We start from the raw sequence: 14,058 nt of genomic DNA, 5'->3' as shown, positions 1-14,058 counted from the left end.
CCCTGTGCCCAAATTATAAATAACTAACAGGTGGGGCATCCTGTACCTTCCTGATGTTTTTGTAAAATATCAAATTTTTATCCAGATTTTGTTTAAAAATGAATGTATATCGTAATTTTTGATGTGTTTTTAAGGATAAAACATAAAAAAAGCCCTGTTCGTAGAACAGGGCTTTTCTTTACTAAAACTAACTCAAACAACTCAAATCTTTCTAATACCCAGGGTTTTGCATGGCTGCTTTTTCAGCTGGGGTTAATGTTACGCCATCTTTATAAATACCATCAAGAAATGTTTGCGGTATTGGTCTAAGCACATGGTGCTCTTTAATATTAGGTGCTGCTTCTGGATTATAGGCCTTTGCTCTGTCAACTAATGTTAATGTTCTACTTAAATCTTCCCAACGATGCCATTCGCCACATAATTCTCGAGTACGTTCGTTCAATACTAAATTTAACATTCTATCATATTCGCCACTTACACCTAATGTTGCAAATATTGCTTCATCTTCAGCTGGTAAGCTAGCTGTACCGGTTATGGTTAGGTCTGTGGCATCAGTGTTAACAGGAATATTATTCGACTCGTAATATGAGTTTTCTTTTATATATGAATTATCTTCTATAGGTTGTGAAAATTCTGAAGTAGGATAGGCTTCTGCACCATCTGTGTAGAAAGATCTGTCTTCTCCATTTTTATATGCACCTCTGTTACGAACTGCATTAATATAGGATAGTGCATCAGAATAAGCACCCATTCTAATTTTAGCTTCTGCAGCCATTAAATAGGTTTCTGCCGAACGTGCTAATATTTCATCACGTAGACCTCTGTTATCATTTATCGAACTTCTAGAAGAATCGAAATGCTTCGATAAGGAAGGGAACCTTGGGTTAGGTAATAAACCAACACCATCTGAAGCATGAGCAACGTATACGTGTGGTATTGTTTTACCATTATACAGAATATCTGGATTATTATTATTAATTGTTAAATCGAAACGATCATCGTCAGGACTGTTTATGATATACATGATACCAAGATCTTCACCTGCTGTATAATCTACGCCTTCAAAAGTACCCCCCCTGTTTACACGGTGTTTGGTTCTAAAAACTTTCCAAAAACGAGAATCATTTACTTTGTCAAAAACATCATAAGTAAAATATGTTGCAGCCAATCTACTATAAGGTCTCATACCTGTTAAGTCACGTTTCATGGTAGGTAAATCATCATAACGCGCTGTAAAAGGTACGGTACTGAAATTGGAAGTTACCAAAGATCTGTCTCTACTAAATTGAGCTGAAAGTATAAGTTCAGGTAAAAACTCGTTGTCGCCATCAGGTTCTGTAAAGTCCCATAATTCTTGATAATTAGCAGCTAGAGGGTGATTGGCTATTACCTCATCAGATAATCTTACCACAGCTTCTAAATCTGCCGATTTCGTAGATTCGTTCCATGAATCATTTATTTCACTAGTTCTAGTCAGATAGGCTTTTGCCAAATAATGTGCTGCTGCATCTTTACTAATCTGGGCTGGAAATATAACACCGTTATCTAAGAGGCTATATGCTTTTGTAAAATCTTCGATTACAAAGGCAAGTACTTCTTCTGCAGTAGCGCGGGTAAATTCTAATTCAACTGTTGTACTAACTGTTGTTTTGATGGGTACACCACCGTATTGTCTTACTAATTTTAAATAGTTGTAAGCTCTTAAAAAGTGTGCTTCGCCCAATGCTGTTCTTTTTATGGCATCGTTATTAGAATCAATTGTTTCTATAGCGGCTATGGCTTGGTTGGTCATTGCTATACCGGCATAAAAATTATCCCAAGGTTCTTGCGCTTGTGTTCTAGTTGTAATTATAATAGAGTTGAATCTACCATCGTAATTATTCCAAGGACTATTGGTGTCATCACCACCAACATGAAACTCATCTGCTCCATAATTGGTAGTTGCAAATTGTTGTTCTGACGGAAAAGGTGATGCAAGAACTTTGTAATATGCACCAATAATTAATGATTGTATTCCTTCTTCTGTTGTGAAATATTCAGTACTTCTTTGTGTCGTTAATTCTTCGTCTAAAAAGTCGTCACTGCATGAACTTACCATACCTAACAGCAAGAACGCTATAAATACGTTTGCAAAATGTTTCTTATTATTTTTCATGTGTTGTTTATTATATTAGTCTAGTTGAGTCTTAAAATTCTACGTTCATTCCAACGGTGAAACCTCTATTAGATGCAGAGTTACCCAATGAATAACCTGCGTCATTATTGGCCGGCCTCGTAACATCTAAGTCTATCCAATCTACTTTAGAGAAAATAAAGCCTGGGTTTTGGGCCTGTACGTAAAAACGTAATTTAGAAAGACCTATATCATTCGTGATTTTTTGAGGTAAGTTATACCCTAGTGAAATGTTTCTGACTTTTATAAATGAACCGCTTCTATAACCTAATGTACCAAAATATGTGTCTCCAAAACCTGCGGAGTAGATTGGTTTCTGATATTCTGCATTGGTATTATTTGGAGTGTAATAATCAACTTTTCTAGAATTATATCGACCTACTAAACCTTCACCACCTGTGTTATAAGTATATCCAAAACGACCGAATAAAAATACCGATAGCTCAAGATCTTTATATTTAAAGGTATTTGTTAGTCCTAAAATATATTTAGGTATTGTACTGCCCACAATAACTCTGTCATTGTTAGCATCTATAACAAAGTCACCATTTTGGTCAACCGGTCTTGCGTTACCAGGCGAAAAAGTATGACCGTTAGCATTAAACTGTGCTATTTCAGCAGCATCTGATTCTTGCCAAATACCATCAGATTCATAACCGTATATGACCCCTAAAGATTCTCCAATGAACCAATTGTTTACGATGTCATCTTCTTTTCCATTTGCCAATGTTACAATTTCATTTTCTTGCCATGATGCACTAATGTCTGATGACCACTGAAAATCTTCGGTCCTAACATTTACGGTGTTTAACGTTAAATCGATACCGCTACTCTTAGTTTCTCCTACATTGGCAAACGTATTTACATAACCTGTAATTGAAGGTATGGCCTGTCTTAATAAAAGATCTGTAGTTTCTGAGTTGTAATAATCTAGTCCACCCGCTACACGGCCTGAGAAAAATGAAAAGTCCAAGCCATAATTATATTGGGTTGTTTTTTCCCAACCTAAATCTTGATTAGCTAATATTTTTTCATCAGAATCATCGGTTACCAATTGAACACCCGAAACACCAGTTGAACCTATTGGGTAAAATAACGGGTATAAACCTCCTTGGGTTGAATAAGGTTTGATGGCTGCATTACCGGTGACACCAACACCAACACGTAGCTTTAACTGATCAATCCAATTAGAATCTACTAGAAACTTTTCTTTATCTATGCTCCATCCTAAAGCAGCACTTGGGAAAAAAGCACCTTTGTTACCTTCTGCTAATTGAGAAGCGCCATCATAACGTCCTGATACGGTCAATAAATACTTATTGTCAAAACCATAATTTAAACGAGCCATGTAGGATAACAATTGTTGTTCGATCAAGTCAGAATTATATCGCGACAAAGCAACGTTATCAGCACTCAATGCATTCCATTTTTGACTTGCGAATGGTATGTTGTCCGCAGCCATGAAATTAGATTCTTCAATAAATTGTGTTTGACTCTGCAATAATGTAGCACCTACATCATGTTTACCAAATGTTCTATTATATAATAACAGATTATCTAAGGTATAGGATAACCGTTGTCTTTTATTAAGGGCTGCGTAGCTTGAACCGGTTCTAATTACAGACTGGCCATCTAAGAAACTACCATTTCTAAACGTTTCTATATCCGGACCAAAATTAGTTCTGAATTTTAATCCCTTTAAAGTAGATCCGAAAGCACCAAAATCAAGTTGTGCATAGAAACTACCAAAAGCTCTAAGTGTTACTCGTTGATCCTGAGAATATAAATCTTCATCAATAATGGTTTTCACGGCAATATCACCACCTGGAAAATCGATTCTATTTCCATCACTATCATATGGTAACGTATATTGAAAAATAGAACGGGCACTTTGGTATAAACCACTTTGTGCAGATACCCCGACATTTCCAGAAGTGGATTGTCCGAATTCTTGTGTGCTGTATGAGGAGTTTAAATTACCACCAAAAGTAAACCAGTCTGTAGGGGTTATTTCAACACTTACCGCTGCATTATATCGTTCGTAGCTTTGGCCAATTACACTACCTGTGTTATTGATATAGCCAAATGAACCATAGGCTTTCATTTTTTCTGAACCACCACTAGCGCTTAAGGTATGTTGATTAGTAAAACCTGTTCGGGTCACAAAATCCGTCCAATCTGTGGTTATTAATTTTGTTCCATCCCAAGTGCCACCTTCCCATCCTCGTAAGATATTATTGAATGCAGTGTCATCACCAGAGAAGATTGCTTCATCATTTGATATGGTAGGCTGGTCACCTCTAGGGAATGTATCTGGATTTTCATAATATTTTGCCCATCTTCTATATTCTACGAACTCACCAGCATTAAATTGAGGAGCTGCTTCATTTAATGTTTGAGTGGTAATGGCAGAGTTGTAACTTAATGTAAATCTACCTGTCTTACCCCTTTTAGTAGTCACGATTACAACACCATTTGCACCACGCGAACCATATATAGCCGTTGCAGATGCATCTTTTAGAATATCTATCGATTCAATATCGGTGGGGTTGATATTTTCAATTCCTCCAGATATTAAAGGAATACCATCTAATACATATAGCGGTGCATTTGAAGCCGATAGCGAACGAACACCCCTTATAGTAATGTTACCAATACTACCTGGTCGTTCATTAGATGAAATATCAACACCCGCTGCTTTACCCTGCATAGCTTCAATTGCATTGTTGACAGGTCTAGAATTTATATCATCTGCGGTAACGCTTACAATAGCACCGGTCACATCAGATTTCTTTGTTGTACCGTATCCGACAACAACTACTTCATCAAGTAAGGCGCTATCTTCTTCCATTGATACATTGTACGTATTGCTCGAGCCAATAAGTACTTCCTTAGTTTTATATCCGATGGAAGTAAATACTAAAGTTTGTCCTTCAGATGCAGTAATACTGTAGTTCCCATCAAAGTCGGCACCAGTACCATTTGTAGTTCCTTTTATTACTACGTTTACACCGGGTAATGGCATACCTGTGCCATCACTTATAACGCCGGAAATGGATTTTTCCTGTGCAAAAAGTCCTACTGAAAGGAACAAGAAACATAATAGAAATGCTTCTTTAAATTTTGTGTGGTTTGATTTTTTCATAAGTTGAGTTATTGTTAATGTAATCGATTACACTTTATCGTGTGTCTAAAATATATATTAAATTTTTGTTGACTATCCTGTACTTACCTGATAAAATTATCAGATTCGTAATTAGCTATTTTTGTGAGAGATACGGTATTGCAAAAGGTGTGTTGTATCAATTAATAAATACGGGATATACCATATACATTACTAGAAAGTGATGTGAAATTAAAATGGTGCAACTTCAAAATTCAATACCTAATATTTAACATAGTTTATGCTAAATGAGTATCAAAACTTTTTTCTAATTATCACTTTACGTGAAATTTAGGGTAATACTGCGGTGATTTATTTGTAATTTATTTGAAATCGAATTTGGTATCTAAGCCTTTAGAATTTGTACATCGACCTTGATATTCTATTTTTTAATTTTTACAGTTTGCTGATTTTTAGCGGAAACAATTATTTTTAATATTCCATTCTCAAAACTAATAGGGCTCTTTGCTGTTTGTTTGTAAGATTTATTGTTAATGCCAACAGATTTGGGTGATTCCTTCAACTCCAATACTACTGTGTACGTTTCTAAGTCACTCTTATAAATTCCTTCAGACTTGTTTATGATTACAGAAATAATATCATCTGATGCTTCTAAATTGACCTCTGTAGTCGCAAATTCGCCACTTGTATAATTTAATGATTTACCATCATCTGCATATAATGTAAAAGTACTTTTTCCTTTAGGGTATAGTTGTAGGTCAATATTGGTAATCTCTTTTTCACCAATATAATTTTGAGATTCTTGCATGGGTAAAATGGCTCCTCCCTTTATAAAAATCGGAATTTGGTCCAATGGGCAAAGAACACTAATATGTTGTTTTCCTTGAAACACTTCTTTGGTCCAATAATTTGTCCATTCGCCTTCTGGTAGATAAACGACTCTGGTTTTTGCACCTTTATCAACTACAGGGCATACCATCATACTTTCACCCAATAGATACTGGTCTGTGATTTCATACGTATTGGCGTCATCTTGATTGTCCAATACCAAGGCACGCATTAATGGTTTTCCTGTATTGTGGTTTTGGTATGCGGTGCTATATAAGTACGGAATTAATTGGTATCGAAATTCATCATAGAATTTGAATATTCGTGTAGCTTCTTCGCCGTAATTCCAAGGTTCTTTATAATTTGGATGCTCCATGCCAAATAAATGTGCGATCGGACTCAATAAGCCAAATTGGGTCCAACGAATGTATAATTCGGGGTCGGCAACGTGTTCAAATCCTCCCATACAGTGTGCCCAATTACCCACGCCGGATAATCCTATGTTTAATCCGGCCTTGATTACAGGCTCAATATATTGCCATTCGCTTGGCCAATCTCCCGCAAAAATAAAGGGATAGCGCTGTATACCGGCATATCCTTCTCGGGTGTGGTTCATTCCACGAATTTTATTGTACTCTTGAAATTTTTCAAAAGGTGCTTTAGCGTAGGCTAACGGAAATAGGTTATGTAACGACTTGATATCTTCTCCTTGCGGACCAACTTTGTCACTTTCATTCGCTTTATGTCCAAAAGCACTGCCTTCATCCGTTTTTAAGAACATGGCACCTTGGTCGGCCACATTTTTTACCCCTTCTTTCCACCACCAATCCACTGATTTTTGATCAAAGAAATTGACAAACTCACCTTCTCCATTTTCTTCGGGATATACATAACCACCTTTACGTGCCTTATCCAGCAATCTATAGGTTTTTCCATTGTCAAAACGTGGGCGTAAATGAAGTCCTACCGCATTTAAGTTCAACGCATATAAACTATCGAACATAGCCTTAGGGTTTTTAAAGGTTTCCCGCCATTCAAAAGTAGTGGCGCCCTTTCCACCATTTTCGCCAAAGAACCTCCAAGTAGAATCCAAATGAAGCACATCTAAAGGAATACCTAATGTCCTGAATTTTTTGGCAAGATCAATTACATATTGTGTTGAAGTTTCCGCTTCATGGCCCCATGTGCCTCCGCTATACGTGCCAACATGTAGACCCAGGGCAAATTTTGGTAACAGAGGAGATTTACCGGTAATGTTGGTATAGGTGTCAAGCAAGGTTGAAAAATCAGGGCCATACATTACATAGTAATCCAACTCACCCCCTTCGGCATTGAAAGAAAAGGTATCATTTGAGCTATGCCCCATATCCCAATTGGTTGGGTGAGCGTTATGCAAGAATAACCCATAGCCTGCAGTACTCATGAAAAAAGGTACTGGTGAGTAATTTGCTTCAAGCGGATTGTATGCCCCAATAATGTGCGGTAGCCCTTGACCTCTGCCTACATTCAAATGTAGTTTTTTACCGCGTCGGTCAAGAAAATCCATGCGTTCCCCAAAACCAAAAAAGTGTTCGTCAGGTTGTAGTTTAAAAGTTGTTCCGGTATGTTCATCAGAAGTAAAGGCGCTACTGTTGTTTGTATTTTTATGTTCTTCTAAAAGTACTTTTCCATTACGGTCTAGTATGGATATCGCAAAAGGTTTCTTGCTAATTTTCAATTCAATTTTATCCGTTGAAAATTCCAGTTCTTGTTCGTTTTCTTTCTTGTTGTAATTTACTTGAGGCCAATCATAGCGAATGACCATCCAAGGTTCGTTCTCTGCAAATTCCCCGTTCCAAGAAGTTCTAATGCGCGCTGCATCGGTTGAAATAAATTCAATTTTTACTAGGCCATTACTTGTCTTTAGTGTTATTTCATTACCGGTTTCAGATTGTATTTCTTCAAAGTTGCCTAAAAAAGTTTGTGCAGTGGCGCTAAAACCAAAGGTGAAAATGCAAAAAATTAGAGATAAACGTAAAAATTTCATATTCAAAAGTTACAGTGTGATGGGGGTAAGTTACAGGTAGAAAAAATTGATTGTATCCTGTACTATGCTGTCAATAATTTGATTTTGTATTTTCAGCATAGCACAGGATGGTCATGTTTGTGAATGATGTTATTTTAGGGGCTATGGAATTTTCGCTTAAAAGAATTAAGAAAAGTGTTAGTAATTGTTGCTGTTTGTTGTTGTGTGCAACAGCAGTTTTACATGCGCAAAATCAGCATAGAAATGGTCCTGGTATTGCACAGGAAAGTCTTCAGTTTACTGAAAATATTGACAGTAAAATACCTGCAAATACTACAAAACCTTGGACCCGCTGGTGGTGGATGGGAAGTGCAATTGATGAACAAAACATTAAAGCCTCTTTAATCTCATTTTCTAAAGTAGGTTTGGGTGGTGTAGAAATTACGCCAATTTATGGGGTAGAAGGGGAAGATACCAATAACGTTCCCTTTTTATCTGAACAGTGGTTGGCGCTATTGGATTTTACCATTAAAACAGCCGATAGTTTAGGCATGCAGGTAGATATGAATCTGGGAACGGGTTGGCCCTATGGCGGACCGCAAATAGATTTGGAGCATGCAGCAACACGATTGGTTGTAGATAGTGTTCAACTAAAGAAAGGGCAACGCTTTACGGGAAATCTAACTCCGCAAAATGTGAAGGATACCCTTGGTGCCAAAATAGCCGCCGTTATGGCTTTTGGCAAAGATGGTAGTGTTGTTGATTTAACATCCAACCTACAAAACAATAGTTTAAAATGGAAAGCCAAAAAAACCGATTATACTTTGTATACCGTCTTTACCGGTAAAACAGGGCAAAAGGTAAAACGGGCTGCGCCAGGTGGGGAAGGATATACGGTAGACCATTATTCCAACAAGGCATTTGAACAATATGCAGCCAGATTTAATGTGGCGCTTAAAAACAATGGCAAAGGGTTACGGGCCATTTTTAATGATAGTTATGAGGTTTACGGTACAGATTTTACCCCTGATTTTTTCGAACAATTTGAGCGGCTTAGAGGATATGATTTAAAACCGCATTTGCAAGAATTATTCGCTATCTCTGATACTGAAATGGCGAATAGAATTAAGAGTGACTATCGTGAAACCTTGTCAGATTTGTTATTGACCGAGTTTGATGAACCTTGGACGGAATGGGCAAACCAACATGGGTATACATCTAGATTACAAGCGCATGGTTCGCCAGGTAATCTAATCGATTTTTATGCCGCAGCGGATATTCCTGAATGTGAAACATTTGGTTCCATGCCCTATGATATTTCTGGGTTTAGAAGGGAAAAAGAAGATATTAGGGAAGGTGATGCCGATCCGGTAATGCTGAAATTTTCTTCTTCTGCCGCCCACATTGCAGGTAAACCTTTGGTATCATCAGAAACATTTACATGGTTACGCGACCATTTTAAAACGGCGTTATCGCAAACTAAACCAGAAGCTGAAGATTTGTTGCTTAACGGTGTTAACCACATATTTTTACATGGTTCTACTTACTCGCCAAAAAGGGCGGTTTGGCCAGGTTGGAAGTTTTATGCGTCGGTAAATTTTAATGAAAATAATACCATTTGGGAAGATGCCCCAGCATTGTTCTCTTATATTGAAAATTGCCAGATATTGTTGCAATCAGGTACCCCGGACAATGAAATATTACTCTATTGGCCTATTCATGATGTATGGGACGATTATTTAAAGGGTCAACGCTTTTTTCAGTTTAAAATCCACTCGTTGGATGAATGGCTGCACGGCACCAAATTTTACGGTCTTGCAACAGATTTGGCACAACAAGGGTATGCGACCGACTTTATATCTGACCGATTTATTGAAGACCTATCCTATGAAAATGGTTCATTGCAAACCCAAGGTGTTGCCTATAAAAGCCTGGTGGTACCAGATGCCGATAAAATGCCATTGCCTACATTCAAGAAGCTAGTACAACTTAAAAAACAGGGAGCTCAAATAATCTTTCAAGGGCTACCGGAGTCCGTGCCTGGTTTTGCTGATTACCAGGAAAAGAATAACACCTTGTCACAGTTAAAGACAGAGAATACATCATTGTTGCATCCTGAAAATTCAATTGGTAATGCCTTACGTGATAACGGTCTGTATCCAGAAACGATTGTTGAAACCGGACTCAAATTTATCCGCAGAGACATCAATGGTGAAAAAATCTATTATTTGGTGAACCATACGGCAAATGCTATAAGCGGAACATTTCCTATACAAATAGAAGCTGAAAAAGTACATCTTTATGACCCATTGTCTCAAAAAGAAGGCGTGGGAATAAGCGAAATTCAGAATGGTACAACTTTAGTAAAGTTACATATTCCTTCTGGGGGTTCACTCTTTTTAAAAACCGCTCAATCATCGAGCAAGGAATCTTGGCAGTATTTAAAAGAATCAGAAACATCGCATGTATTAAATGATGAGTGGAAGATTGATTTTATAAAAGGCGGTCCGTCATTACCAGAATCAGCAACTTTAAATGAGTTGAACTCATGGACGGAATTGGGGGAGGATGCCTCTTATTTTTCAGGAACTGCACGATATGAAACCACATTTGAAAATCCTGATGCTACTATAGAAAATTGGAAGTTACGCTTTAACGAAGTTCGAGAAAGTGCTAAAATTTGGCTAAACGGCGTGTATGTAGGTACGCTTTGGGCAAATCCTTTTGAGTTGGAGTTATCAAATTTAAAATCGGGTAAAAACACATTACGAGTAGAAGTTACCAACTTGCCCGCAAACAGAATCAGAGCTAAAGAACTACGGGGAGAAGAATGGAAGATTTTCAAGGAAATTAATATGGTGAATAAAGATTATCAAAAATTTGATGCCACAATTTGGAGCCCTACACCATCAGGATTACTAGGAGAGGTTTCCTTAATACCATTAATCAAAAACTAACAATAAATATATGAAGTGCAATAAATTGATACTTATTTTGGGAGTATGCCTTTTTCAGGGTATGCTGAACGCCCAAGAAATAAACAGGGATTCCGTCTTAAAGAACATGCAACTTGCCAATAATTATTTTATGGAGAAATGGCAAGATGTGGGCAAAACCATAATCACCAATAAAGAACGACCCAGTAATATTTGGACCCGTGGGGTGTATTACGAGGGTTTAATGGCCTTGCATGAAATTTATCCAAAAGAGGAGTATTACAACTATGCCTATGACTGGGCAGAGTTTCATAAGTGGAGTTTTAGATATGGTACCGCAAACAGAAATGCTGATGATTACTGCGCTGCTCAAACCTATATTGACCTTTATAATTTGGAGCCTGACCCAAAGAAATTAAAGAATACAAAGGCAACGATAAATATGTTGCTGAACACCCCTCAAGTAGATGATTGGTCATGGATAGATGCCATACAAATGGGTATGCCCGTTTTTGCTAAACTCGGCGTGTTGGAGAACGATGACCGATACTTTGAAAAAATGTATGAGATGTACATGTTTACCAGAAATAGTCATGGTGATAATGGGTTGTATAATCCTAAAGACGGACTCTGGTGGCGCGATGCTGATTTTGACCCACCATATACTGAACCTAATGGAGAAGATTGCTATTGGAGCCGTGGTAACGGTTGGGTAATTGGCGCATTGGCCAAAGTGTTAACGATTATTCCAGAAGATGCTCCGCACCGCCAGCAATATGTAGATGACCTTGTAGCCATGTCAGAAGCACTGGTTCCCATTCAACCTAAAGATGGTTTTTGGAACGTTAGTCTACACGACCCAAAACATTATGGTGGTAAGGAATTATCCGGTACGGCATTATTTGTATATGCAATGGCCTACGGTGTAAATAATGGTATTTTAAGTAAAGAAAAATTTCAACCTATAATTGAAAAGGGATGGAATGCCATGGTAAAGGATGGTCTGCATGACAACGGATTTTTAGGTTTCGTGCAATCTACAGGTAAAGAACCAAAAGACGGACAACCACTTTCCTATACCAAAATACCTGATTTTGAAGATTACGGATTAGGATGTTTTCTGCTAGCAGGCAGTGAAGTCTACAAATTGAAGTAAATTCAGATTCAAAACCGACCAAACATGAATTTTAAATGTTTTTTACTAGTATTTTGCTTTACCACCTTAGGCTTTTCACAGCAAAAGGAAATTACCATATGGCCAGACGGAGTTCCTGGCAGTATTCAAAATGATACCTATAAAAGAGTCGGTAACCTATGATGCTTTAGAAGTTGTACGGGGCGTATCTAAAGTATCACAGCCGACCCTTACGCCGTTTTTGACCGATGCTTCTATTGCCAATGGTACCGCGGTAATAATTTGTCCGGGTGGTGGGTACACGCATTTGGCAATTAATAAAGAAGGGTATAAAGTTGCAAAATGGTTGAATACGCTCGGTATTTCTGCCTTTGTTCTTAAATATAGAATGCCTACGGATGAAACCATGACAGACAAAACTTTAGGTCCGCTACAAGATGCACAAGAAGCAATGCGCATGGTCCGTAAAAACGCAAAACGCTATAATATTGATGCCAGTAAAATTGGAATTTTAGGTTTTTCTGCTGGCGGACACTTGGCAAGTACACTATCTACCCATTTTAATGATACCGTTTATGAGCACGATGCATCAATCAGTGCAAGACCAGATTTTTCTGTATTGATTTACCCCGTTATTTCAATGAAAGATGGTGTTACACATGCGGGTTCTAAGCGAAACTTATTGGGTGAGAATCCATCCGAAGAACGTATCAATCAATATTCCAATGCACTTCAAATTCAAAATACCACACCACCAACTTTTTTAGTGCATGCTACCGATGATACCGTAGTACCTGTTGAAAATAGTTTGGAATATTATAACACGCTTAAGCAGTACAATGTACCGGCAGAGTTACATATTTATGAAAATGGCGGACATGGTTTTGGACTAGGAGTTTCGGGCACCAATGCAAACTGGCCAAACGATTTAAAGCAGTGGTTTTTAGCGCATAATTTGTTAAAGAAAGATGAGGTATACCTCTTTTCTTATTTTGTAGGCCATGGAGAATATGGTTTACATTTTGCCTATAGTGAAGATGGGTATACATGGGAAAGTCTTCGCAACGGAGCAACCTATTTAACCCCAGAAGTAGGTAATAATAAGCTATTGCGCGACCCTTGTATTACTAAAGGTGGTGATGGTAAATATCATATGGTTTGGACCGTTAGTTGGACGGATAAAGGAATTGGTTATGCATCTTCAGATGATTTAGTGAATTGGTCAACTCAGCAGTTTATTCCTGTAATGGGAAAAATGGAAGGTATCCGAAATACTTGGGCTCCAGAGATTACATATGATGATGCTAGAGGCGTATATATGATTTATTGGGCAAGTACTATAGAAGGTAAGTTTCCAGAAACCAAAAGCAAGAAAGAAAACGGATTTAACCACCGTATGTATTATACCACTACAAAAGATTTTAAATCTTTTGCGGATACTAAACTACTATATGAGCCTGGCTTTAACGTAATCGATTCATCTATCTATAAATGGGAAGATAAATTTATCATGTTCTTGAAAGATGAAACTGTTGAGCCTGAGCAAAAAAATATTAAAATGGCTTTTAGCGATAATCTGGAAGGACCTTATTCGCAAGCCAGCAACCCTATTAGTGGAGATTATTGGGCAGAAGGGCCAACGGCCATTCGTATAGATGGTAAATGGATCGTCTATTTTGATAAGTATAAGAATCATGCCTATGGTGCAGTTTCTTCTAGCGATTTAAAGAACTGGGAAGATATTTCTGATCAGGTTTCTTTTCCTGAAGGGTTGCGCCATGGTACGGTGATAAAAATACCAAGGTCAATTTTGAAGAATTTAAAGTAGTCTGTTATAACATTTGGAGACTCTGCAAG

The 14,058-nt window shown here is 37.6% G+C and carries 7 protein-coding genes; 4 read left to right on the top strand and 3 right to left on the bottom strand.

What is annotated here, in order from left to right; translation table 11 throughout:
• Positions 1-211: 211 nt before the first annotated feature.
• From ACEN2N_RS03455 to ACEN2N_RS03445, 3 genes are all read right to left on the bottom strand, one after another.
• Positions 212-2,155: a RagB/SusD family nutrient uptake outer membrane protein gene (locus ACEN2N_RS03455; RefSeq protein ID WP_441823005.1), complete on the bottom strand. Its 1,944-nt coding sequence runs from the start codon at positions 2,153-2,155 to the stop codon at positions 212-214.
• A gap of 31 nt (positions 2,156-2,186) precedes the next feature.
• Positions 2,187-5,318, bottom strand: coding sequence for a SusC/RagA family TonB-linked outer membrane protein (locus tag ACEN2N_RS03450; protein ID WP_441823004.1), 3,132 nt, complete (start codon positions 5,316-5,318; stop codon positions 2,187-2,189).
• A gap of 400 nt (positions 5,319-5,718) precedes the next feature.
• Positions 5,719-8,151, bottom strand: coding sequence for a glycoside hydrolase family 31 protein (locus tag ACEN2N_RS03445; protein ID WP_441823003.1), 2,433 nt, complete (start codon positions 8,149-8,151; stop codon positions 5,719-5,721).
• A gap of 113 nt (positions 8,152-8,264) precedes the next feature.
• Here ACEN2N_RS03445 and ACEN2N_RS03440 point away from each other — a divergent pair, with 113 nt between their 5' ends.
• From ACEN2N_RS03440 to ACEN2N_RS03425, 4 genes are read left to right on the top strand one after another with little or no spacing between them, the layout of a single operon-like run.
• Positions 8,265-11,087: a glycosyl hydrolase gene (locus ACEN2N_RS03440; protein ID WP_441823002.1), complete on the top strand. Its 2,823-nt coding sequence runs from the start codon at positions 8,265-8,267 to the stop codon at positions 11,085-11,087.
• 10 nt (positions 11,088-11,097) lie between these two features.
• On the top strand, positions 11,098-12,222 hold the full coding sequence (locus ACEN2N_RS03435) for a glycoside hydrolase family 88/105 protein (RefSeq protein WP_441823001.1): 1,125 nt from the start codon (positions 11,098-11,100) through the stop codon (positions 12,220-12,222).
• A gap of 24 nt (positions 12,223-12,246) precedes the next feature.
• Positions 12,247-12,384 (top strand): hypothetical protein, encoded by a 138-nt coding sequence (locus ACEN2N_RS03430; protein ID WP_441823000.1) that lies wholly within the window; start codon positions 12,247-12,249, stop codon positions 12,382-12,384.
• Positions 12,353-14,029: a prolyl oligopeptidase family serine peptidase gene (locus tag ACEN2N_RS03425; protein ID WP_441822999.1), complete on the top strand. Its 1,677-nt coding sequence runs from the start codon at positions 12,353-12,355 to the stop codon at positions 14,027-14,029. The genes ACEN2N_RS03430 and ACEN2N_RS03425 overlap by 32 nt, the downstream gene beginning before the upstream one ends.
• The last annotated feature ends 29 nt before the right edge of the window (positions 14,030-14,058 follow it).

The organism is Maribacter spongiicola, from assembly GCF_052119685.1.
In the GTDB taxonomy this organism is placed as follows: Bacteria; Bacteroidota; Bacteroidia; order Flavobacteriales; family Flavobacteriaceae; genus Maribacter; species Maribacter spongiicola_A.
The sequence above is the reverse complement of the archived record's forward strand: the minus strand, read 5'-3'. Positions and strand labels throughout refer to the sequence as shown.

Coding starts and splice junctions, on each gene's coding strand:
- ACEN2N_RS03455 (WP_441823005.1), bottom strand. CDS start 2,155: ATGAAAAATAATAAGAAACATTTTGCAAACGTATTTATAGCGTTCTTG.
- ACEN2N_RS03450 (WP_441823004.1), bottom strand. CDS start 5,318: ATGAAAAAATCAAACCACACAAAATTTAAAGAAGCATTTCTATTATGT.
- ACEN2N_RS03445 (WP_441823003.1), bottom strand. CDS start 8,151: ATGAAATTTTTACGTTTATCTCTAATTTTTTGCATTTTCACCTTTGGT.
- ACEN2N_RS03440 (WP_441823002.1), top strand. CDS start 8,265: ATGTTTGTGAATGATGTTATTTTAGGGGCTATGGAATTTTCGCTTAAA.
- ACEN2N_RS03435 (WP_441823001.1), top strand. CDS start 11,098: ATGAAGTGCAATAAATTGATACTTATTTTGGGAGTATGCCTTTTTCAG.
- ACEN2N_RS03430 (WP_441823000.1), top strand. CDS start 12,247: ATGAATTTTAAATGTTTTTTACTAGTATTTTGCTTTACCACCTTAGGC.
- ACEN2N_RS03425 (WP_441822999.1), top strand. CDS start 12,353: ATGATACCTATAAAAGAGTCGGTAACCTATGATGCTTTAGAAGTTGTA.